Genomic DNA, 23,400 nt, shown 5'->3' on the forward strand with positions numbered 1-23,400 from the left:
TCTAGAGATTAATACACTTAATTATAGGTACTTTTACATTTAAATTAATTAAAATAATAAATCATGGAAACAAATGTATCAAATGATGTACAGGGCAAAAACATTGCCATTATTTCTTATCTCACCGTTATCGGGTTAGTACTCGCTTTTGTTATGAACAACGAGAAAAAAGAACCGTTTGCAAGTTTTCATATCAGGCAATCTTTAGGTCTTGTTATAACAAGTATAGCTTTAGCTATTATAAATGTAATTCCTGTACTTGGATGGATAGTAAGTATTATTGGCTACTTAGTTCTTTTATACATGTGGATAGTTGGATTACTTAACGCTGTAAACGGCAAAGAAAAAGTTGTCCCTATTCTTGGTAATAAATATACAGAGTGGTTTAAAACTATTTGAAGTTTAGACCAATGTTTATATATTCATATCTAAAGATTTACAAATAATGAAAAAAGTAAATTTATTTATCCTGTTTATAATTATTTTCGGATTTGGATTTACTGATAGTGCAAATGCTCAGTTTCTAAACAGACTAAAAAATAAAGTGCTTGAAAAAACAGAGGAGGTTATAATAGACAAAGCAGCGGACAAAGCCGCGGAGAAGACTTCTAATGCAATGGAAAAGATACTTAATCCAAATCTTGAAGGTCTGTTTAACTTTGGTGGAAAATCTGTAGATCTCGCTGATCTGCCTGAAGTTTACCGTTTTGATTATGACTATACTGTAAAGATGGCTACAGAAGGTGGAGAGACAAATATGAACTACCTATTCAGTAAAAATGATTCTTATATAGGTATAAAAACAGAGATTTCTCCTGATATGATTATGATTTTAGATAATTCAAAGAATGTCTTCATAATTAAATCAAACGAAACTGTAATTGCAAGGGAGTTAACTACCGATCAGGAATTAAGCGAAGAGGATCTTGATATTAAATATGACTATACTTTTTCTGAGTTACCTGATCGTGAATATCTTGGATATAATTGTAAAGGATTTAAATTAGAAAGTGATGAGCATAATATAATTGTATATTTTGCACCTGAAATAAATGTCCGTTTTGGGGATACTCGAGGCCAGGGTATTGCTAATATGCCAAAGGAGATGATAGCATTCACAAAGAAGTATGAAAATGGACTCATGATGTTTATGGAAATGGAAGATAATTCAAAGAAGGGCAATAATATGACAATGGAATGTATTGCTTTTAATGAATCGTCTACAAATATCAGATTAAAATAACTATCTGTCTCTGACAGATTCTTCAAAGGATTTCCATAAATTATCCATGGGAACTGGTGCAGTAACTTCTATTTTTACTTTTGATACGGGATGTATAAAAGATATGCTTCTTGCATGTAAACTAATACTACCATCGGGATTTGAACGTTCAGCGCCATATTTTAAATCTCCTTTAATTGGAGAGCCTATCTTGGCTAGTTGACATCTAATTTGATGATGACGCCCAGTCTCAAGATTAACTTCAAGTAGGCTATAGTTCTGTGATGTACTAATCAATTTATAGTGCATCACAGCTTTTTTTGTATTAGGTTTCTCTGTATTGAAGGCGGATGACTTATTCTTTTTTTCGTCCTTGATAAGGTAATGAACTAATTTATCCTCTATTTTAGAAGGTCTGTTTTTAACTATTGCCCAATAAACTTTATCAATTGAATCTTTTCTGAACATCTCATTTAACCTTGATAAAGCTTTACTAGTTTTTGCAAATATCACTACCCCACTTGTTGGTCTGTCAAGTCTGTGAGTTACTCCACAAAAAACGTTGCCGGGTTTGTTATATTTATCTTTAAGATAATCTTTAACAATTTCCGACAACGGTTTGTCTCCGGTTTTATCGCCTTGAACGATCTCACCGGGTAATTTATTAATTATGATTATATGATTGTCTTCGTAAAGAACAGTCATATCAGCTATTCATACCACCACAAACGTTAATAACTTGACCACTTACATACGAAGAGAGGTCTGAAGCAAGAAAAAGAGCTACATTCGCAACATCTTCAGGTGTTCCGCCACGTCTTAATGGTATCTGCTTTGTCCACTCTTTTTGAACTTCTTCAGAGAGCTGACCTGTCATATCGGTAATAATAAATCCTGGAGCAATTGCATTTGCACGAATTCCACGTGAGCCCAATTCTTTTGCGGTTGATTTTGCTAAACCTATCATACCGGCTTTTGAAGCTGAGTAGTTTGCTTGTCCTGCATTACCTGACACGCCTACAACAGAGCTCATATTTACTATGCTTCCTGATTTCTGACGCATCATTATTGGTGTAACTGCATGTATAAAATTGAATGCTGATTTCAGATTCACATTAATAACAGCGTCCCACTGCTGCTCAGACATTCTCATGATAAGACCATCTTTTGTAATTCCTGCATTATTGATAAGAATATCAATTCTGCCAAAATCTTTCATTATCTCATCAACTACAGCATGCGATTCATCAAAATTTGCCGCATTTGAAGCGTATCCTTTACATTTTACCCCCATAGAGGAAATTTCCTGTTCTGTAGCTTTGCCTGATTCATCTATAACTAAATCTGTAAAAGCTATATTTGCTCCTTCAGATGCAAATTTCAATGCAATAGCTTTACCAATACCACGTGCAGCACCGGTTATAAGCGCTGTTTTACCTTCTAATAATTTCATATGAATTGTTGTTTCTAATTAATTAGTTCTGATTTTATTAAAATATTTTTGTAGCAGAATATTGATGGAAAATCATTCTGAATATAGGCCTTTGAATATCAGGTTAGATATCAGCTCCCTGTCGCCCTTTTTACTGTAATCTAGTTTAAGCGCACCTCTTATAGTTGGAACTTCTAATCCTTTGAATGCGTAATGCAATATTTCTGCTGTCTGTTTTATATCTTTAAGGTGAAATATTCCTTTTTCACACCCATCTCTAATGATAACCTCAAGGTAATATATCTCTTTGTTATCAAACCCTTTGCGTACTGTTTCTACCTGCCATATATCTCTGAAAAAATCTGCTTTCAGAGTACCATTGCGGGTAACAACTTCTTTAATAGCATTAAGTCTTGTGAATGCCAGCATTAGTAATTTGTCATCAGCGGGCATGTCACGTCTGGTTACTTCCTCCAGTTTATTATATAGAACATCCAGCTCTGATTCTATTACAGCCTTGTAAATATCATTTTTACTACTGAAATAGGTATACAATGTTCTCCTACCCCGTTGAGATGCTTTGGCTATGTCGTTCATAGTGGTGCTTTCTACACCATTCTTTGCGAAAAGCATACGGGCTACATCAATTAAATCTTTTCTAGTTTTTGAAATCGCAGATGACACTTTTTGCACATTTTAAATATATATGTGCAAAAATATAACAAAGATTTATATTTTCAACTCTTTTCTTCGTTTTTTTCCATCAGTTTGCCAGCCTCACAGACTTCATTGTACCATTCCTGTCCAAATTTTCTAATTAATGGCTCTTTTAGAAATTTGTAGAGGGGTAATCCGTGCTGTCTACCAAGAACAGTGGCTGGTTCGCAGATCGACCATTTATGATAATTTACTGCCGTAAATTCTACATACTTTTGAAGTCTTATAGGATATAGATGACAAGAGATTGGCTTTTGGATGTTTATTCTTCCTTCACGATATGCATTATCAATTGCACATTTGCATACTCCATTCTCATCGAAATATGTAAAGACACACTCCCGGCCTTTGATAATAGATGTAACAAGTTCTCCATCATAATCTTTATAGGCAATACCCTGCTCTTTTATCAACACTTGAGCTGCTGGTGAAAGGTCATCCCAAATCTCCGGAAGAATTTCATTAATTTCTTCGAATTCGTAATCCTCTAACGGAGCTCCGGATTCTCCATCTACACAACATTGTCCTTTACACTTACAAAGATCACAAATAAAGTGTTCTTTAAATATATCGTCAGATATTATTGTATCTTGAATTTGTATCATTATTATTATTTTTTGAAATTAGTCTATTGTATATCCAAAACAGTGCTATTGTAAGCACCAAGCTAAAAATAGCCAAAACCACAAACTGAGGTGTTATTGAAATATTTTCAATATTCTTATACCACTCAGCATCGCCCCAGAAGAAATTTATCAAGATTACAGTGGCATTATTCAGAAAATGGAATATGATTGGAACATATAGGTTTTTAGTATATATAAATAGATAACCAAGTATTGCCCCTAAAAATAATCTTGGCAAGAATCCATAAAACTGAAAATGTATAATACTGAAAACAAGGGCGGTCAACCAAACTGCGATATGACCATTTTTAAACTTTTCCTGTATAAACTGTTGTAATGCACCGCGAAAGAACAGTTCTTCTGAAATTGCAGCGAAACCTGCTATCACAATGATATTTAGGAAAAGTGCACTAAGCGATTTTCTCGATAAGATCAAATTAGTAGTTTCCAAGGCTGCATCTTCCATCATTCGCATAAATTCTTCAATACCTTTCATACTTTCCGGCAACACCATTCCTTTATTCAATTGCACTAAAAATGATGCAAAAAGATAAGAGAAAATAAATGCAAGAATAGCAAAAGGGATATTGTACGACTGTTTAACATTATCTGCTACTCTGAGGTATTGTACGGGTTTGTTATTTGTCCATGCTACAATTAAATACGCAGGTAATCCGATTGCAAAAATCGATTGCATGATTGTATCTACATAAATACCTGAAATCTCTCCATAATCTTTGATTACAGGTATCATCAAAATTAATCCGGCAAATAATCCTGCAAAAAAAACTCCAATTAATAGAAATAAAAAAAGATAAGCTATTTTAAATCCCGGAGAAGCAGATATAAGAATTGGACGCATCCTTCCTGTTCTTTTATTAAAGATATTTTTATCAAACCACAAAGATAATAGAATTACTTTTTATAGGACCAGAAAATAATTTTTGCAATTTGAAAGAATAACACTAATTTTGCACTCTTGTTTAAAAAAATGTTTCAAACGGTTGAATTTAACCGACTTTGAATAAAATAATCCATTTCAAATGAAGTCAACACTTAACAAAATCGACGAGGTAAACGGAACAATCCTAATTGAGCTGGAGAAAGCTGATTATCAGGATAAAGTAGATAAGTCGTTAAATCAATTCAGACAAAGAGCTGAAATACCGGGATTTCGACAGGGTAAAGTTCCAAAAAGCGTTATACAGAAACTTTATGGAAAATCAGTCCTGATTGATGAAATCAACAAAATTGTGACAGAAGAGGTTAGTAACTTTGTACGCGATAACAAGTTGAAAATACTTGGAGAGCCTCTGAATGACCAAAGTGAAGACAGGCAGGTTGATTTAGATAAAGATGAAAATTATAAATTCTATTTCAATATTGGACTGACTCCTGAATTCGACCTAAAACTGGGTAAAGAGATTGAACACACATATTATAGTGTAGATCTGGAAGAAGATTTGCTTAACAAGCAGATTGATGCATACAAGCAGAACTATGGCACTTATCTGAAAGTTGAAGAGGAGTCTGTTGAAACAGACCTGATTAAAGGAACTCTTACTGAAGTAGAAAATGGAGAAGATAAAGAGAATGGCAAAGTAATTGAAAACGCCATCTTAATGCCATCATACATAAAGGATGAAGCAAGTAAAGCTAAATTTATTGGATCAAAAGTAGGTGACAATATTATCTTCAACCCAAAAACTGCCTACAATAATAATGAGGCTGAGGTAGCATCACTTCTGCAATCTACTAAAGAAGAGATTAAAGACGTTAATTCTGATTTCCGTTTTGAAATAAACGAAGTTACTCGTTATAAAGAGGCTGAATTAAATCAGGAGCTGTTTGATCGTGTTCTTGGAGAAGGTGGAGCGACAACTGAAGAGGAATTCAGAACAAAAGTTAAGGAACAGCTTGAAAAACAATTCAAGCCTAATGCTGATCATCTGTTCATTCATGAAATGAGAGACATCATTGTTGAGCAAATGAAAGATGTTAAATTCCCTGATGAGTTCCTGAAGCGCTGGCTGCTTGAATCAAGCGAGAATAGAACTGAGGAGCAGGTAGAGGAAGATTATCCAAAAATACTGGAGGATCTGAAATTTCATATCGCAAAACAGAAGATCATTGAAGAAAATGAAATAAAAATTGAATTCAAGGATATTGAAGAACTGGCAACTGAAGTGGCAAGAGCACAGTTTGCTCAGTATGGTATGACAAACTTACCGGCAGATGTACTTCAGAATTACGCTAAGAGCATGCTTGAAAAAGAAGAGACTGTTCAAAATCTGTTTGAAAAGGCTACTGAAGATAAAGTAATCGACTGGCTGAAAGAAAATATAACAGTAATCGAGAAAAAAGTTTCTTCTAAAGAATTCAATGAAATTATGACTGAACATTCGCATTTACACAGCGAAAATGTAGCGGATGAAAATGAAGTTGAAAGTGAGACTGAAGAAGTATCTTCAGACGAAACTAACGAATAAGATGTGAATAGGTGCTGAAAACAACTTATTTTTTCAAGTAATTGTTTATAAATTCAATTTTTAGAATTAAATTTGTTTTATTTCTGGCACCTTATTTGCAACAGTTCAACTGATAAACTATGTTGAACAACCAAAATAAAAATTATGCAAGACGATTTTAGAAAATATGCAGTAAAACATCTTGGGATGAGCGGATCCAGACTGGATAGTTATATGAAAATAACCAGTCAGGGTGGCTACATATCTCCTACTATTATTGAAGAGCGTCAATTGAATGTTGCTCAGATGGATGTTTTTTCACGATTGATGATGGATAGAATTATCTTTCTGGGTACAAGTATAGATGATTATACTGCCAACGTTATGCAAGCTCAGTTACTTTATCTGGATTCATCTGATCCCGGTAAAGATATTTCAATTTATATTAATTCTCCGGGTGGTTCTGTTTATGCAGGGTTAGGAATTTACGATACAATGCAATTTATTTCAAGTGATGTATCAACAATTTGCACCGGAATTGCTGCATCTATGGCAGCTGTTTTATTAGTATCAGGAACTGAGAAAAAGAGATTCGCACTTACTCATTCAAGAGTGATGATTCACCAGCCTATGGGAGGTGTTCAAGGGCAAGCTTCTGATATCGAAATAACTGCTCGTGAAATAGCTAAAATAAAGAATGAACTATACACTATCATATCCAAGCACTCCGGAAAACCTATCGAAGAAGTAAGCAGGGATTCTGACCGTGACTTTTGGATGACTGCTTCAGAAGCAAAAGAGTATGGTATGGTTGATGATGTATTGATAAGGAAATAAATCCAGGAAATTAATATATTATTATGGCGAAAAAAGCAAATAGTAGTAACCACTGCAGTTTCTGCGGAAGAAGTGAACAGGAAGTAAATCTACTTATTTCCGGGGTAACGGGTTATATTTGTGACATGTGTACCGAGCAGGCACACGAAATTGTCAATGACTCATTTAAAAGTAGTGGAAAATCTGATGTGGGTATTACACTTTCGACATTGCCAAAACCTACTCAAATCAAAGATTTTCTAGATCAATATATTATAAAACAGGATAGTGCTAAAAAATTTCTATCAGTAGCGGTTTACAATCATTATAAACGTATTTTACAGAAAAATGCAAAGGATGAAGTAGAGATTGAAAAGTCTAACATCATAATGGTTGGAGCTACCGGTACCGGCAAGACACTTTTAGCAAGGACTATAGCTAAAATGCTTCAAGTACCTTTTACAATTGTTGACGCTACAGTTCTTACTGAAGCCGGTTATGTAGGAGAGGATATTGAAAGTATACTTACAAGACTACTTCAGGTAGCTGATTACGATGTGAATGCTGCTGAGAGGGGAATTGTTTTTATAGATGAAATTGATAAAATAGCACGAAAGAGTGATAATCCGTCTATTACAAGAGATGTAAGTGGAGAGGGAGTACAACAAGGACTTCTTAAACTCCTTGAAGGATCGATTGTAAATGTTCCACCTCAGGGAGGCCGTAAGCACCCTGAACAGCGTATGATTGCGGTTAACACCAAAAATATACTTTTTATATGTGGTGGTGCTTTCGACGGCATCGAGAAAAAGATTGCTCATCGTCTTAACAGTCATGTAGTTGGCTTCGCAGCTTCTCAGGAAAAAGCAATAATAGACAGAGATAATATGCTCAAATACATTACTCCACTTGATCTGAAATCATTTGGACTTATTCCTGAAATTATCGGTCGTCTACCTGTTCTGACCTATCTGGAACCTCTTGATAGAGATTCACTTTTACGCATTCTTGTTGAGCCCAAGAACTCAATAATCAAACAGTATCAGAAGTTATTCAGTATGGATGGCGTTACTCTTACATTTGATCAAAGTACATATGAGTTTATTGTGGATAAAGCGATTGAGTTTAAATTAGGTGCACGAGGTCTCCGATCTATTGTTGAAGCAATCATGATTGATGCGATGTTTTCATTGCCATCAGGGGATAAGAAAAAACTACATGTTACCCGAAAGTATGCAGTAGAACAGCTGGAGAATTCCGATATTCATCATTTGAGAGTGGCATAGAGAAAATTTTTCTATAACTTCCGTACTTTTTAATATCGGAAGTAAATTAAAAAAACGCATGGTTTAACCTGCGTTTTTTTAATGGATATAAATGGTTTTATTTGGAGCAAAATATTTTTTAAACTATCTTAGAAGTGAATTTATAATAAATGTTCAGAAGGTAAATTTCAAGTTTAATGCATTAATATTGGATATAAGTAATACTTTTCTATATTTGTAGAATACTTGTCATTTTAGGTTTTTCCCCGGATAGTTGAATAAATGAAAAATAAAGATATAATATATAATGGTTTAAAAAAGTATTTTGGATTCGATACTTTTAAAGGCAATCAGGAAGCCATAATAAATAGTATCTTATCAGGTAAGGACACTTTTGTTCTAATGCCTACAGGTGGTGGAAAATCTCTTTGCTATCAATTACCTGCACTTTTAATGGAAGGTACTGCAATTATTATTTCTCCACTGATTGCATTAATGAAGAATCAGGTAGATGCAATGCGGAGCTATAGCGAGAAAGACGGTATAGCTCACTTCCTCAATTCTTCTTTAACCAAAGCTGAGATAGAAGAAGTGAAAAAGGACATTATATCCGGAAAAACCAAGATGCTTTATGTTGCTCCTGAATCTCTTACAAAACAAGAAAATATTGAATTTCTAAGAAGTGTCCCTATTTCATTTTATGCAGTCGACGAAGCACATTGTATTTCTGAGTGGGGGCATGATTTTCGGCCTGAATATCGTAGAATCAGACCTATAATTAACGAAATAAGTCCAAGACCTATAATCGCACTTACGGCTACTGCAACTCCAAAAGTTCAGCATGATATTCAAAAGACATTGGGAATGACTAACGCAGAAGTATTCAAATCTTCTTTCAATCGTCCCAATCTAAATTATGAAGTACGTAAAAAAACAGATCAAATAGATAAGGAAATCATTAAGTACATACTTTCACAAGGCAGAAAATCAGGTATTGTTTACTGTCTGAGTCGAAAGAAGGTTGATGATTTTGCAGAGATACTGCAAGCCAATAATATAAGAGCACTGCCTTACCATGCAGGAATGGATGCGGCTACACGCTCAAGCAATCAAGATGCTTTTCTGATGGAAAAAGCAGATGTAATTGTTGCTACAATAGCCTTCGGAATGGGTATAGATAAACCGGATGTACGTTATGTAATCCATTATAACATTCCAAAAAGTCTTGAAGGTTACTATCAAGAAACAGGTCGCGCCGGAAGAGATGGTGGTGAAGGCAAGTGTATTGCTTTTTATTCAGAGAAAGACTTACAAAAACTTGAGCGTTTTATGCAAGGCAAGCCGGTATCGGAGCAGGAAATTGGCAAACAATTGCTTCTCGAGACAGCTGCCTATGCAGAAACATCTGTTTGCAGAAGAAAAATGCTGCTGCATTATTTCGGTGAAAATTTTGATCTCCCTAATTGTGAAAATTGTGATAATTGTTTAAATCCTAAAATAAAAGTGGAAGCAAAGGAATTACTAATTACTGTATTAGAAGCTATTACTGCTCTTAAAGAAAAACAAAAAGCCGAATATATTATTGATTTCCTTGTCGGAAAAGAATCATCTGACATTGAAACATATGGTCATGACCAACTTGAAGAATTTGGTTCGGGTGAAGATGAAGAAGAGAGCACATGGGAGGTTGTCATAAGACAAGCATTACTTGACAACTATTTGAAAAAAGAAATTGAGAATTATGGTATTCTCAAAATTACGAAAAAAGGTAAAGATTTTCTCAAGAATCCTGTTTCATTTAAAATAACTAAAATAGATGAAGATGAGGATGATATTTCTGATCTGGAAAGTGAGGATTCAGATATAATGGCATCAGGAGGAGTCAGCGGAGGAGCTGCAGATCCTGTACTATTTTCGATGATGAAGGATCTCAGGAAAAAATTATCCAAAAAACTGAATGTACCTCCATATGTGATTTTTCAACCCTCATCTCTTGAAGCAATGGCAACCTCCTATCCTATTACTTTGGATGAACTGCAAAATATACCAGGAGTAGGATCAGGAAAGGCTAAACGCTATGGTAAGGAATTCGTAGAACTTATTAAAAAACATGTTGAGGAAAATGATATCACACGTCCTGAAGATCTTCGTGTGAAAACAGTACCTAACAAGTCTAAACTTAAAGTATCAATCGTACAGGCTATTGACCGTAAAGTAGCTCTTGACGATCTTGCTGAATCCAAAGGTATCGACTTTAATGAGATGTTGTCCGAAGTTGAGGCAATTGTTTATTCAGGAACTAAAATCAATATTGATTATTTTCTGAATGAGGTAATGTCTCAGGATGTAATCGACGACATCTACGCCTATTTTAAGGAAACCGAGAAGGATGACCTTGAAAAAGCTCAGGAAGAACTTCCTGAATATGATGAAACCGAAATAAGGCTTGTCAGAATTAAGTTCTTCTCAGAATTGGCCAATTAAGAAGTTATTGAAATAAACTATTTCTCTTAACTGTCGTTATAAGTAATTGAAGGGTTAATGACTAAATGGTTCTTAAAGATACCCCGAAATAAGGAGTTTGATCCAAATGAAATATTTGCAAAATATAAATAGTCCCGACGATCTTAAAAAACTAAATGTTGATCAACTTGAAACAGTTTGCAGTGAGTTAAGGGATTTTATTATAGAACAACTTTCGTATAATCCTGGCCATTTCGGCTCAAGTTTAGGTACCGTAGAGCTTACTGTGGCCCTTCACTATCTGTATAACACCCCATATGACCGTTTGGTGTGGGATGTTGGACATCAGGCATATAGTCATAAGATACTTACCGGACGTCGCGATAGATTTTCTACTAACCGTAAGTTAGGAGGACTATCTGGCTTCACAAACCCTTCGGAAAGTGAGTATGATACGTTTATAGCAGGACATGCTTCAACTTCAATCTCAGCAGCACTCGGTATGGCTGTATCAGCATCATTGCGTAAAGAAAATCGCAATATAGTTGCAATAATTGGTGATGGTGCTATGACCGGAGGATTAGCCTATGAAGGTCTTAATAATGTTTGCTCACAACCAAACAATCTTCTTATTATCCTGAATGACAACAACATGTCTATAGATAATAATGTTGGAGCTATACAGGATTACTTAGTTAAGTTAACTACTTCTACAAAATATAATCGATTCCGTAACAATATATATCAAGGCTTCAAAAGGCGAAATTTAATATCTGAGAAAGATAAAAATCTGGTGTTACGCTTTAATAATAGTGTAAAATCACTAATTACTAAAGAGCAGAACATATTTGAAGGCTTTAATTTGAGATATTTTGGTCCCGTAGATGGTCACGATCTTCCCAGTTTAATAAGAGTATTAAGGAATATCAAAGACATGCAGGGGCCAAAACTGCTGCATATCAAAACTGTTAAGGGTAAAGGATATGAACCAGCTGAAAAATCTGCCACAGTTTGGCATGCACCCGGTCTGTTCAATGTAGAAACTGGCGAAAGAGTTGTCAAAGATGTAAAGAACCAGCCTCCATTATATCAGGATGTATTTGGCCACACACTTGTAGAGATTGCAGAGAAGGATGAGAAAATAGTAGGAGTTACACCTGCGATGCCTACAGGTTGTTCTATGACATATATGATGGATAAATTTTCTGACAGATCATTTGATGTTGGTATAGCAGAAGCACATGCAGTTACTTTTTCCGCAGGTATGGCCAAGGAGGGATTGATTCCATTCTGCAATATATACTCTTCATTCATGCAAAGAGCTTATGATCAGATAATCCATGATGTAGCTCTACAGAAACTTAAGGTAATTATGTGTCTGGACAGAGCAGGTTTAGTAGGTGCTGATGGTCCCACTCATCACGGTGTCTTCGATCTTGCCTATATGCGTCCAATACCTAACTTAGTGATCTCGGCACCATATAACGAGCATGAACTGAGAAACCTGATGTACACAGCTGCTTATGGAAATGACGGACCATTTGTTATACGGTATCCTCGTGGACAAGGTCAGCTTATTAACTGGCAAAATAAACCTCAAATATTACCTATTGGAAAAGGTAGAAAATTAAAGGACGGAGACGATATTGCAGTACTATCGTTAGGAGCCATAGGCAACAATGCAGCCAGTGCTATTTCAGAGGCTGAGAAATTAGGAATAAGCATTGCACATTACGATATGGTTTTTCTTAAACCAATAGATGAGGAATTGCTGGATAATATAGCCAAAAAGTTTAAACACATTATTACTGTTGAAAATGGTGTTATCAAAGGTGGCTTAGGAAGCGCTGTACTTGAATTTCTTTCAGAAAAACAGTACTCCGATTCCGATGTCAGAGTACATCGTATCGGTATTGCAGATGAGTTTATTACACATGGTTCTGTATCTGAATTACAGGAAATTGCAGAGATTAATCCTGAGAGTATCTTAAAGAAAATCCTGCAGGTTTATTTTGATTTGACTGGAATAAAACTACCTTCAGAAGAGACCATTGTATCATTATAGTCCTTAAATGAATAAATAATCGTTGGAGTAATTTACAGCTATCAATGAAAATTTTAATTGCCGGAGCCGGTGCAGTGGGTACACACCTTGCCAGACTTCTAGAACAGGAGAATCACGACATAACGCTTATCGATGGGGACAAAGAGCGTTTATCTCTTATACGTGACAACTCTGAAATTCTTACATATTTGGGAAATTGTACATCCCTGAATGATTTGGCAGCAGCCGGTGTTGGCAGTGCAGACCTTTTTATTGGAGTTACACCAGAAGAGTCTAAAAACATTAACTCATGCATGCTCGCCTCAAATATGGGTGCTAAGAAGACTCTCGCCCGTATAGACAATCATGAATATTTATTACCTAAAAACCAGGAATTCTTTGAAAACCTGGGTATTCATTCAATGATCTATCCTGAGCTTGTAGCAGCAAGAGAAATTGCAATGGCAATAAAGACTCCATGGACACGTTTCTGGTGGGAACTATGCAATGGAACTATTGTTTTAATTGGTGCAAAAATCAGAAATAATGCTCCTCTGGTCAATAAGTATCTATATGAACTTGATCAGCATGTAAAACAATTTCACATAGTAGCTATAAAACGTGGAGGCACAACAATAATTCCTAAGGGTAGTGATCAAATTCTTCATAATGATATTCTTTATTTTGCCACCTTAAAAAAATATGTAGATATTCTTCCTGAACTCCTTGGTAAAAAGTCTTTCGAGACAAAACGTCTTATGTTCATGGGTGGAAGCCGCATAACTATGCGCACAATTCAACAACTGCCTCAGAATATTGACATTAAGATTATTGAGCAGGATAGAGAAAGAGCCGAATTTTTAGCAGAAAAATGCCCTTCGAATGTTACAGTCTTTATAGAAGATGGTAGGAATGCCGAGTTTCTAATCAGAGAAGGTATAAGCGAAACCGATGCATTTCTGGCACTAACTGCAAATTCTGAAGCTAATATACTCGGTTGTATGATGGCAAAACAGTATGGAGTAAAGAAAACTGTTGCCGAGATTGAAAATATAGATTATATATCTATGGCAGAGCAGTTAGATATTGGTACAGTCATAAATAAAAAACTTATAGCAGCAGGTAAGATTTATGAATTGCTCCTAAAGGCTGATGCATCAAATATAAAGAGCCTCACATTTGCCAATGCCAATGTAGGAGAGGTAATTGCTAAACCTAAATCAAAAGTGACCAGGAAAAAGATTAAAGACCTGAAGTTGCCTCCTGATATTACTTTTGGTGCATTAATCAGGGATGGTGAACCAATTTTAGTTGAAGGTAATACACAAATAGAACCTAATGACCGCGTTGTGGTTTTCTTTCTGAACAGATCGATCAAAAGTATTGAAAACCTGTTTAACTAGTTTTTATAAAAAATGCACAGATTTAATTACCGGTTTGTTTTCAGCAGTATTGGACTTGTATTGATGATTGAAGCTTTATTCATGCTATTCTCCGCACTGATTGGTGAATATTACAATGAATCAGCTGTAAGAAGTATTTATATTTCATCAATTGTCACTTCTCTATCTGGTACATTTTTCATGTTTCTGGGAAGAAAGAAAAATAAAAGATCCGGTAATATCACCAAACGTGAAGTTTATATTACTGTCACAGCGGTATGGCTGGTGCTGTCTGTCTACGGTACTTTACCCTATCTGCTGAGCGGATCCATACCCTCTTTTACTAATGCCTTTTTTGAAAGTATGTCTGGATTCACTACAACAGGTAGTTCAACACTTTTCGATATTGAGGCATTTCCTAAATCACTACATTTCTGGCGTAACATAACTCAATGGATAGGCGGTATAGGTATAGTTATCTTTGTATTATCATTTATGACCGTTTTCGGAAGTGTATCAGTTCATTTTTATGAAGTAGAGTCAATTGGTATCGCAGAAGATCTGTTTCGTCCAAGAATAAAGGAAGTATCTAAAAATATCGCTCTTACTTATGTTGCGCTTACAATTATTGGATTCTTTTTTTTATGGGCGGGCCCAATGGATGCTTTTGATGCTGCCTGCCATACCTTCTCTGCAATATCAACAGGAGGATTTTCAACAAAACAATACAGTATCGCATCATTCAACTCTCCTTTTACAGAATATGTTATTACTCTGTTAATGTTCTTTGGAGCAACAAACTTTCTTTTGATATCAGCAATTTTCTCGAAATTTTCATTTAAGATGCTAAAGAACGAAGAGTTTCGCTGGTATGTATCACTAATTATGCTTTTTACAATTGGTATAACAGGAGCATTACTTGCAACCGGTCAAATGTCAGATATTGAAGAGACCTTCAGAACAGTACTATTCCAGGTTGTTTCAGCCATAACAACTACTGGATATGCGACTGTGGATTTTCTGGCATGGGGACCATTTTACTGGCTGCTCTTTCTTGTTTTGATCCTTTTTTGCGGTTGTGAAGGATCAACTTCAGGAGGGATGAAGATTTCCCGACTTGTTGTCCTTGCTAAAAATTCACTATTGGTTTTTAAGCGGCAGGTACATCCCAACGCCCTCTATATGGTCAAAATTAACAATAAAGTAGTTTCAAATGATTCAATTTCAAAGGTTATAGCTTTTGTTTTCCTCTATATTTTTGTTACAATTATGAGTGCTGTAATATTAAGCCTCACCGGTATGACCTTTGAAGAGTCGATAAGCGTTGCACTCTCATCTATAAGCAACTATGGTCTTGGATTGGGATCATACGGTCCCAGTGGCACTTTTGAATCAGCCACAGTATTTGCCAAGTATTTCCTATCATTTCTAATGCTAGTTGGTCGTCTCGAGATATTTACTGTCCTCTCACTATTTGTTCCAAGTTTCTGGAAGCGATAAAAAAAATAGGTCCCAACAAGCTGTTGAGACCCTTAATTAAACTTAGAACATCAATCTATTCAGATTAGATATTAAAGGCTGATTTTATCAATTATTTTTGAAATAAATAATATCATCAATTGCTTCAATAGTAATCGGTTTTGATTTATCAATCTTACCTGACAACAACTCTTTTGAAAGTTGATTCAGTACTTTTCGCTGAATTACCCTTTTCACCGGTCTGGCTCCAAACTCAGGATCATAGCCCGATTCAGAGATACTTCTGACAGCCTCATCACTATATTTAAGCTCAATACCGCTTTCAGCCAGCGACTCCCTTACCTTATCCAATTGTAATTTTACAATCTGAGTAATTTCATTCTCCTTCAAAGGAGCAAACATTATAGTTTCATCTATACGATTAAGAAATTCAGGTCGTATAGTCCTTTTCAACATATCCATCACCAGATTTCTGGTTTTATCAATAATCTCATCTCTGTTAACAGGATTTATCTTCTCAAAATTCTCTCTGATGAGATCAGAACCCATATTTGAAGTCATAATGATTATTGTATTCTTAAAGTTAACCACTCTACCCTTGTTGTCGGTTAAACGACCATCATCAAGCACTTGAAGAAGTATATTAAATACATCAGGGTGTGCTTTTTCAATCTCATCAAAAAGCACTACAGAGTAAGGTTTACGACGAATAGCCTCAGTCAGCTGCCCCCCTTCATCATAACCCACATATCCAGGAGGGGCACCAATCAGACGAGTTGCGCTAAACTTCTCCTGATATTCACTCATATCAATTCGAGTCATCATATTTTCATCATCAAACAGATACTCGGCAAGAGCTTTCGCAAGCTCAGTTTTACCTACCCCAGTAGTTCCTAAAAAGATAAACGAACCAATTGGCCTCTTAGGATCACTTAGTCCGGCACGACTACGTCGTACAGCATCTGCTACAGCTGTTATTGCTTCATCCTGACCAATTACTCGCTTATGGAGCTCTTCCTCCAAATGCAATAACTTATCGCGTTCACTTTGAAGCATCTTGCTAACAGGAATACCGGTCCACCTCGATACCACATCTGCTATATCTTCAGCATCAACCTCTTCCTTTATCATAGCGCGACCACCCTGTCTTACATGCAGTTCTTTCTGTAGTGCTTCAATATCATTTTCTTTTTCCTTTATCTTACCATAACGCAGTTCAGCAACTTTTCCATAATCACCTTCCCGTTCGGCTTTTTCAGCCTCAAACTTAGCATCTTCGATCTCAATCTTGGCTTGTTGTATCTTATTGATAAGTTCTTTTTCTGACTTCCACTTAGCCGAAAATTCAGCTTCTTCTGCTTTAAGATCCTCTATTTGTTTAGTTAGCAAATCCACCTTAGGCTGATCATTTTCTCGTTTAATTGCCTCACGCTCTATTTCCAGCTGTTTCACCTTCCTCATTAACTCATCAAGTTCCTCCGGAACAGAATCCACTTCCATGCGTAATTTTGCAGCAGCCTCATCCATAAGGTCGATAGCCTTATCAGGTAAAAAACGGTCAGTGATGTAACGACTCGACAACTGCACCGATGCAATTATTGCCTCATCTTTAATTCTCACCTTATGATGATTCTCATAACGCTCCTTCAATCCCCTCAGAATTGATATAGAATCGGTTTCAGAAGGCTCGTTAACCATTACAGTTTGAAAACGACGCTCTAAAGCTTTATCTTTTTCAAAATATTTCTGGTATTCATTAAGAGTAGTAGCTCCAATTGCTCTAAGCTCACCACGAGATAATGCAGGTTTAAGAATATTTGCAGCATCCATTGCCCCTTCACTCTTTCCTGCACCAACCAAGGTATGTATCTCATCAATGAAAAGAATTATCTCTCCATCAGACTTAGTAACCTCATTCACAACCGATTTAAGACGTTCTTCAAACTCTCCCTTATATTTTGCACCTGCAATCAATGCACCCATATCCAATGAGTATATCTGTTTACTTTTAAGATTCTCCGGTACATCACCACGAACAACTCTATAGGCAAGTCCTTCTGCTATTGCAGTCTTACCTGTACCAGGTTCACCTATAAGTATCGGATTATTCTTCGTTCTCCTGCTTAATATCTGCAATACACGTCTTATCTCTTCATCACGACCAATTACTGGATCGAGCTTACCCTCACGAGCCTTTTCAATCAGGTTTACTGCATATTTACCAAGAGCCTGGTAAGTATCCTCGGCAGTCTGACTTGTTACCTTATCACCTTTCCTTAAATCGTTTATTGCTGACTGAAGCTGATTAACTGATATACCGGCATCCTTCATCATTTTAGAGGCACTATTTTTCTCATCCAATATACCTAGTAGCAGATGCTCAATAGAGATAAACTGATCATCCATTTTACCGGCAAAATCAGCTGCTTTTTGAAAAACAGCATTAGTTTCCCTGCTCAGCATGGGCTCACCTCCTGAAACACGTGGAAATGATTGGATCTCAGCATCCACTACCCTCTCCAGATTCTGACTGTTTACAGTCAGTTTATTAAACAGAAAGCTGGTAACATTTTCACCAACAATCATAATACCTTTAAGTATATGAGCAGGTTCTATCATCTGTTGATTATTACCTTGTGCAATTTCGATAGATTTCTGTACAGCTTCCTGCGCCTTTATTGTAAAATTATTAAAATTCATATCGTTAGTTTTTTATTTGTCTCTCTGTATTGTTTAATTTAATATCAGATTCACAACAAGATAAGGTCAAAATCTTTGCCACAAATAAAATATGACTTTTTGTCATATCCCAATATTATCTCATATAGGTTAAAAAATTTAGTATGAACAGTTACTTTAAATAAATCTGTTTATCAAATTTGATACCCATTTTGTTTATCAGAACAAGAAAAAATTTGGGTACATTTGCAGTAAATATGAGTAAAGAAAAATTCTATACAATCAGAGAAGAACGAGCCAATTACCTTACCCACGGATTTGGCTTGTTAATGGGCATAATAGCTACCGGAATCCTGATTAATAAAGCAATGGGGTCAGGAGACAAATGGGCATTATGGGCATACTCTTTATTTGGTCTAGGTATGATTGTCTGTATGGCTGCATCAACAGTATATCATTTTGTACAAGAGCCGACTAAAAAGCAGAAATTACGCCATTTTGACCATGCGTCAATATATTTACTGATTGCCGCCAGCTACTCACCCTTTACCCTGATATTATTACTCAAAGAAGAACCTCTATGGGGCTGGCTGCTCTTTTCACTTGTATGGCTAATTGCAATTATAGGTATCTCTATCAGTTTCAGGCAACTAAAACAAAACAGTAACCTGAAAACAACCTCATATGTATTTATGGGACTAGTAGTTCTCGTTGCATTTAAACCTCTGATAGATGTTGCTAACTCTAAAGATTGTATAGAGGTTATATACTGGTTAATTGGTGGAGGTGTTTTTTACATTATCGGTGCCCTCATTTATGCTACAGCCAAGAAAGAGTTTGTACACTCCATTTTTCATCTCTTCGTTTTACTGGGACTTGCAAGTCATATCTATGCAGCATGGTTAATCCCCCTTTAAATCCTGATTTAAAATCACAGAATTTCTTTTATTTTTTCAATTTCAAACACTTAATTTTAACTTTATTTCAGTGTTGAGTTGTATTGTCACAAAACATCTTTTAGTGATAACAGTGTCATATTTTATTCATACATGTGTCTTACTTTGCTTTTGACTCACTCTTACATTCCTCTTATATTACTCATATATTAAGGAATAAAGTAATAATCATGCAATAATTTAAATTAGTTATGAAAGCTTTTTATTGTTTATAATTTAGTGGTTAATTATTGTTATATATATCAATTTTCAGCCCTTAATGTGTATTTATTCTTGTATTATGTTTAATTTTGTTACTGTCTTTTGAGATAAATATAATAACCTCATAAAATATCTTTTAATAATATTAAAAACTAACTGATATCGAAAAGGCAGCCGGGTACATTTAATTATACTTTCCCATCAAATACAATTTATATGAATGGAACTGTAAAGAATGACCAGTTGACAAAAATAATTACACAGAAATATATTGCACATATGCCTTGGTTACCACTTGAAGCATGGAGCGATCACCGTCGTCTGGGATTACCATTCTTCGAAAATATTGCTGTTGAATTGCCAAATAACGATTTGCCTGATTTAACTTCAAGTAATTATATGACCAATAGCGTTAGATTCTTCCCTCAGAGATTAAAGTATCCATCTTCGTTACCAAATACAAATCCAGATGGATATGCTATTGCAACAGGATTCCTCTCTAATGGTAAAGATGAAGTCCTTACTCCGCTATGGTGGGCAAAGAAATGATATACGTGGTATGTCGTATGACATGACTAGTACTAAAAAAAACCGCTCTGTAAAAACCTGTAACGGTTATTTAGGACTAGTCAAAATCTATATTAACCTTCAATATTTGGTGACTCTAGACCGTAACCTTTTTTCTTATCTTCTGCTTTAAGTAAAAATGCAAAAACTAGTGCTAACAGACCAAAACCAGTAAAGATAAGCATTGGAAGAGTATAATCGTATGTATTAACCATCATTCCATCTCTCATAGTCTGACCTGTAATACAATATTTTTCAAGCACCCAGCCAATCAGTAAAGGAACTCCCATCAATCCCCAGTTCTGCACCCAGAATATTAAGGAATATGCTGTTCCCAGTCGTTTCTCCGGAACAATCTTCGGCACAGAAGGCCACATTGCTGAAGGTACAAGTGAGAAAGCTACCCCAAGTATTATTACAAGAATCATAGCAATAATCCAGTTATTGAGCATCTGAACTGAGAATAAAGCGTGAACAACTATAAGTAATAAAGAGCCAATTATCATAATTGAGGCACCTTTTCCTTTTCTATCGTAAATACCTCCAAACAATGGAGTGAGTAGTATATTTCCAAAAGGCAACAGCATCGGTATTAAACCTGCTATATTTTGATCAACACCAAACTTATTTACCATCAAGTCAGTTGCATATTTCAGGAAAGGGAAAACAGCTGAGTAAAAGAGTACACATAATATTGCAATATACCACCACCCTTTGTTTGTTAAAATTTTTCCTATATCTGAAATTTTGAATTCATCTTCGTGACTTATTTCTGCCTGCACATCATTAGCTTCAGATGCATCCAGTTTCTTATCCATCACCATATAAACTATAAATGCAATAAGACCGATACATAGACCAATTAGGGCAACTAATACAGGACGTGACACATCTATAACTCCCAGAGCTCTGGCAATAGGCACAGAGAACCCTAATGCAAATGCAGTACCAACTCTTGCTAATGCCACCTGCATACCCATTGCAGTTGCCATCTCTTTTCCTTTAAACCACTTTACAATTATCTTAGATACAGTGATACCGGCTACTTCAACACCAACGGCAAAAACAGCAAAACCAATACAAGCCCAAAAAAGCTGAGCATTAAGCCCCATAATTGTTTCACCATCTAATACGTGAGTAGACACTGCCCAATATTTTATAGCAGTACCAATTACCATCAGAGCAGTAGCTCCAAGACCTGTTATTCTTATCCCCAGTTTATCAAGAATTATTCCTCCTAAAATAAGCATTACAAGAAAAACATTAAACCAACCGTATGAGCTGGTATATACTCCATAATCAGCTCGTGTCCAGTTTAACTGACTTTCAAGTAAACCTACTATTGGTGACAATACGTCTGTTAAAAAGTATCCGCACATCATTGTAAAAGATACAATCAAAAGTGCAGTCCATCTTGCCGCTGCAGAATCTCTGAGCGATTTTCTAACTGTTTCTACCATTTAAAAATATATTTAACTTATTAATCATTTGAAAGAGAACAAAGATAATTAAAAAGTCATTATTCATGACCTTTTGTTATTGTTATGTCTGAAATAAAGGGGTATTTTAAATAAAATGACAGCTAAAGTGCAGAAACTTGTAACCTGTTGAGGTATGAGGAGGTTTTACGTATCTCCTTATACATAACAATATCCTCATCAATGAAGGGAACCTCTTTACGATATCCCTTCAGCACTTTTTCGATTATTGGTGATGATTTCAGCGGGCGTCTGAACTCAAGTGCTTGAGCAGCATTCATCAACTCTATTGAAAGTATTATATCCAGATTGTCCATCACCTTAAGAAGCTTTATTGCCGATGTAGCACCCATACTAACATGATCCTCCTGACCATTTGAAGAGACAATAGAATCAATACTTGCCGGGGAGCAGTATATCTTATTTTGACTTACAACAGAGGCTGCAACATATTGTGGAATCATGAACCCTGAGTTAAGCCCCGGGTTTGCCACCAGAAATTCAGGCAGACCTCTTTTTCCCAGTATCAATTGCGCAATACGTCTTTCGGAGATATTACCCAGCTCAGCCATAGCAATTGCAAGAAAATCATATGCGATAGCCAAAGGTTGACCATGAAAGTTGCCTCCTGAGATAATCTTATCATCATCAGGAAAGATTGTTGGATTGTCGGTTACCGAATTAATCTCGGTATGAACAACCGACTTTGCATAATCAATAGCATCTTTTGTTGCCCCGTGAACCTGTGGTATACAGCGAAAGGAATATGGATCCTGCAGATGTTGTTTTTCTCTGGTGATAATCTCGCTACCTTCGAGGAACCTGCAGATATTCTGACTTGTTTCGAGCTGACCAATATGTGGTCGTATAAGGTGTAGTTTTTCCTCAAATGGCTCAATGTGACCATCATATGCATCTAACGACATTGCAGCTATCAAATCGGCTCTGACTGACAACCGCTGGGCCTTCATAATTGCATATACTCCATGTGCCGACATAAACTGTGTACCATTTAACAGCGCCAGACCCTCTTTACTCTGTAATTTGATAGGCTCCCATCCAAACTCATCAAGCACAAAACCTATATCTTGCTTTTTCCCCTTATAAAAAACATCTCCAACACCAATAAGAGGAAGAAAAAGATTAGCAAGTGGTGCCAAATCGCCTGATGCACCTAATGAACCTTTATCATAAACAATAGGCAGAATATCATTATTAAAGAGATCAAGCATTCTCTGTACAGTTGCTACCTGTACCCCACTATATCCCAGTGACAATGCATGAGCTTTAAGAATAAACATTAATTTAACTATTAGTGGCGTAACTTCATCACCAACACTACATGCATGTGATTTTACCAGATTTTCCTGCAGCGTGCTAAGGTCTTCATTCGAAACAGTGCGATCACACAAAGAACCAAACCCAGTGGTTATTCCATATAATGGAGATTGCTCTTTCTCAATTTTGCTATCGAGGTAATCACGACACTTTTGTATTCGCTCTTTGGCTTCCGGTGCAAGTTCCACTTTAATATTATTAGACAAAATCCATTCAAGATCTTCAATAGTAAGTTCTTTTTGCCCGATTAAATAAATGTTTTTCATA

General features: G+C 35.9%; 19 protein-coding genes. 11 read left to right on the forward strand and 8 right to left on the reverse strand.

The features are described from left to right. The first annotated feature begins 63 nt into the window (after window positions 1-63). Window positions 64-399 (forward strand): DUF4870 domain-containing protein, encoded by a 336-nt coding sequence (locus tag PHO43_RS01050; protein WP_045089633.1) that lies wholly within the window; start codon window positions 64-66, stop codon window positions 397-399. Between the two features lie 46 nt (window positions 400-445). Then, complete coding sequence (locus PHO43_RS01055) at window positions 446-1,243, forward strand: DUF4412 domain-containing protein (RefSeq protein ID WP_045089634.1); 798 nt, start codon at window positions 446-448, stop codon at window positions 1,241-1,243. On the opposite strand, the gene PHO43_RS01060 is transcribed toward PHO43_RS01055, so the two are convergent. From PHO43_RS01060 to PHO43_RS01080, 5 genes are all read right to left on the reverse strand, one after another. Continuing rightward, entirely contained in the window at window positions 1,244-1,927 is a 684-nt protein-coding gene (locus PHO43_RS01060; protein ID WP_045089635.1) for an RluA family pseudouridine synthase, read from the reverse strand. A 1-nt stretch (window position 1,928) separates the two neighbouring features. Further along, window positions 1,929-2,675: a 3-oxoacyl-[acyl-carrier-protein] reductase gene (gene fabG / locus PHO43_RS01065; protein WP_045089636.1), complete on the reverse strand. Its 747-nt coding sequence runs from the start codon at window positions 2,673-2,675 to the stop codon at window positions 1,929-1,931. 72 nt (window positions 2,676-2,747) lie between these two features. Further along, on the reverse strand, window positions 2,748-3,287 hold the full coding sequence (locus PHO43_RS01070) for a TetR/AcrR family transcriptional regulator (protein WP_053826403.1): 540 nt from the start codon (window positions 3,285-3,287) through the stop codon (window positions 2,748-2,750). A 104-nt stretch (window positions 3,288-3,391) separates the two neighbouring features. After that, the gene (locus tag PHO43_RS01075) at window positions 3,392-3,976 is read right to left on the reverse strand and encodes a DUF3109 family protein (RefSeq protein ID WP_045089637.1); all 585 of its coding nucleotides are present in this window, start codon (window positions 3,974-3,976) and stop codon (window positions 3,392-3,394) included. Beyond that, complete coding sequence (locus tag PHO43_RS01080) at window positions 3,945-4,859, reverse strand: CPBP family intramembrane glutamic endopeptidase (protein ID WP_154904819.1); 915 nt, start codon at window positions 4,857-4,859, stop codon at window positions 3,945-3,947. Before PHO43_RS01080 ends, PHO43_RS01075 begins: the two co-directional genes overlap by 32 nt. A 181-nt stretch (window positions 4,860-5,040) precedes the next feature. Between PHO43_RS01080 and tig the strand changes: the two genes are divergently transcribed. The 7 genes from tig to PHO43_RS01115 all read left to right on the forward strand — a co-directional run bounded on the left by tig (window position 5,041) and on the right by PHO43_RS01115 (window position 15,935). Beyond that, window positions 5,041-6,486: a trigger factor gene (gene tig / locus PHO43_RS01085; RefSeq protein ID WP_288011012.1), complete on the forward strand. Its 1,446-nt coding sequence runs from the start codon at window positions 5,041-5,043 to the stop codon at window positions 6,484-6,486. 144 nt (window positions 6,487-6,630) lie between these two features. Continuing rightward, entirely contained in the window at window positions 6,631-7,302 is a 672-nt protein-coding gene (clpP, locus tag PHO43_RS01090; RefSeq protein ID WP_045089639.1) for an ATP-dependent Clp endopeptidase proteolytic subunit ClpP, read from the forward strand. A 23-nt stretch (window positions 7,303-7,325) separates the two neighbouring features. Continuing rightward, on the forward strand, window positions 7,326-8,567 hold the full coding sequence (gene clpX / locus PHO43_RS01095) for an ATP-dependent Clp protease ATP-binding subunit ClpX (protein ID WP_045089640.1): 1,242 nt from the start codon (window positions 7,326-7,328) through the stop codon (window positions 8,565-8,567). 261 nt (window positions 8,568-8,828) lie between these two features. Then, a complete protein-coding gene (gene recQ, locus PHO43_RS01100; protein WP_288011014.1) occupies window positions 8,829-11,030 on the forward strand; it encodes a DNA helicase RecQ in 2,202 nt (733 codons plus the stop codon). Between the two features lie 106 nt (window positions 11,031-11,136). Continuing rightward, window positions 11,137-13,074, forward strand: a complete 1,938-nt coding sequence (gene dxs, locus PHO43_RS01105; protein WP_288009900.1) for a 1-deoxy-D-xylulose-5-phosphate synthase — start codon at window positions 11,137-11,139, stop codon at window positions 13,072-13,074. Window positions 13,075-13,118: 44 nt separating this feature from the next. Then, a complete protein-coding gene (gene trkA, locus PHO43_RS01110; protein ID WP_045089643.1) occupies window positions 13,119-14,456 on the forward strand; it encodes a Trk system potassium transporter TrkA in 1,338 nt (445 codons plus the stop codon). Between the two features lie 12 nt (window positions 14,457-14,468). Beyond that, entirely contained in the window at window positions 14,469-15,935 is a 1,467-nt protein-coding gene (locus PHO43_RS01115; RefSeq protein ID WP_288011016.1) for a TrkH family potassium uptake protein, read from the forward strand. 87 nt (window positions 15,936-16,022) lie between these two features. Here the strand turns inward: PHO43_RS01115 and clpB are convergent, their stop codons facing one another. Then, window positions 16,023-18,614, reverse strand: coding sequence for an ATP-dependent chaperone ClpB (gene clpB / locus PHO43_RS01120; RefSeq protein ID WP_288009903.1), 2,592 nt, complete (start codon window positions 18,612-18,614; stop codon window positions 16,023-16,025). Window positions 18,615-18,850: 236 nt separating this feature from the next. Between clpB and trhA the strand changes: the two genes are divergently transcribed. Continuing rightward, entirely contained in the window at window positions 18,851-19,510 is a 660-nt protein-coding gene (gene trhA / locus PHO43_RS01125) for a PAQR family membrane homeostasis protein TrhA (protein ID WP_045090893.1), read from the forward strand. A gap of 456 nt (window positions 19,511-19,966) precedes the next feature. Next, entirely contained in the window at window positions 19,967-20,299 is a 333-nt protein-coding gene (locus tag PHO43_RS01130) for a SusD/RagB family nutrient-binding outer membrane lipoprotein (RefSeq protein ID WP_288009905.1), read from the forward strand. 92 nt (window positions 20,300-20,391) lie between these two features. Here PHO43_RS01130 and PHO43_RS01135 read toward each other — a convergent pair whose 3' ends face one another. Both PHO43_RS01135 and hutH read right to left on the reverse strand, forming a co-directional pair. Continuing rightward, the gene (locus PHO43_RS01135; RefSeq protein ID WP_045089648.1) at window positions 20,392-21,777 is read right to left on the reverse strand and encodes an MFS transporter; all 1,386 of its coding nucleotides are present in this window, start codon (window positions 21,775-21,777) and stop codon (window positions 20,392-20,394) included. Window positions 21,778-21,899: 122 nt separating this feature from the next. Next, window positions 21,900-23,399 carry a histidine ammonia-lyase gene (gene hutH, locus PHO43_RS01140; RefSeq protein WP_045089649.1) on the reverse strand — a complete coding sequence of 500 codons (1,500 nt, stop codon included), beginning with the start codon at window positions 23,397-23,399 and terminating at the stop codon, window positions 21,900-21,902. Window position 23,400: the final 1 nt, after the last annotated feature.

The sequence above is a fragment of the Lascolabacillus sp. genome (assembly GCF_028696275.1).
GTDB lineage: Bacteria > Bacteroidota > Bacteroidia > Bacteroidales > Dysgonomonadaceae > Proteiniphilum > Proteiniphilum massiliensis.

Coding starts and splice junctions, on each gene's coding strand:
- PHO43_RS01050 (WP_045089633.1), top strand. CDS start 64: ATGGAAACAAATGTATCAAATGATGTACAGGGCAAAAACATTGCCATT.
- PHO43_RS01055 (WP_045089634.1), top strand. CDS start 446: ATGAAAAAAGTAAATTTATTTATCCTGTTTATAATTATTTTCGGATTT.
- PHO43_RS01060 (WP_045089635.1), bottom strand. CDS start 1,927: ATGACTGTTCTTTACGAAGACAATCATATAATCATAATTAATAAATTA.
- fabG (WP_045089636.1), bottom strand. CDS start 2,675: ATGAAATTATTAGAAGGTAAAACAGCGCTTATAACCGGTGCTGCACGT.
- PHO43_RS01070 (WP_053826403.1), bottom strand. CDS start 3,287: ATGCTTTTCGCAAAGAATGGTGTAGAAAGCACCACTATGAACGACATA.
- PHO43_RS01075 (WP_045089637.1), bottom strand. CDS start 3,976: ATGATACAAATTCAAGATACAATAATATCTGACGATATATTTAAAGAA.
- PHO43_RS01080 (WP_154904819.1), bottom strand. CDS start 4,859: ATGCGTCCAATTCTTATATCTGCTTCTCCGGGATTTAAAATAGCTTAT.
- tig (WP_288011012.1), top strand. CDS start 5,041: ATGAAGTCAACACTTAACAAAATCGACGAGGTAAACGGAACAATCCTA.
- clpP (WP_045089639.1), top strand. CDS start 6,631: ATGCAAGACGATTTTAGAAAATATGCAGTAAAACATCTTGGGATGAGC.
- clpX (WP_045089640.1), top strand. CDS start 7,326: ATGGCGAAAAAAGCAAATAGTAGTAACCACTGCAGTTTCTGCGGAAGA.
- recQ (WP_288011014.1), top strand. CDS start 8,829: ATGAAAAATAAAGATATAATATATAATGGTTTAAAAAAGTATTTTGGA.
- dxs (WP_288009900.1), top strand. CDS start 11,137: ATGAAATATTTGCAAAATATAAATAGTCCCGACGATCTTAAAAAACTA.
- trkA (WP_045089643.1), top strand. CDS start 13,119: ATGAAAATTTTAATTGCCGGAGCCGGTGCAGTGGGTACACACCTTGCC.
- PHO43_RS01115 (WP_288011016.1), top strand. CDS start 14,469: ATGCACAGATTTAATTACCGGTTTGTTTTCAGCAGTATTGGACTTGTA.
- clpB (WP_288009903.1), bottom strand. CDS start 18,614: ATGAATTTTAATAATTTTACAATAAAGGCGCAGGAAGCTGTACAGAAA.
- trhA (WP_045090893.1), top strand. CDS start 18,851: ATGAGTAAAGAAAAATTCTATACAATCAGAGAAGAACGAGCCAATTAC.
- PHO43_RS01130 (WP_288009905.1), top strand. CDS start 19,967: ATGAATGGAACTGTAAAGAATGACCAGTTGACAAAAATAATTACACAG.
- PHO43_RS01135 (WP_045089648.1), bottom strand. CDS start 21,777: ATGGTAGAAACAGTTAGAAAATCGCTCAGAGATTCTGCAGCGGCAAGA.
- hutH (WP_045089649.1), bottom strand. CDS start 23,399: ATGAAAAACATTTATTTAATCGGGCAAAAAGAACTTACTATTGAAGAT.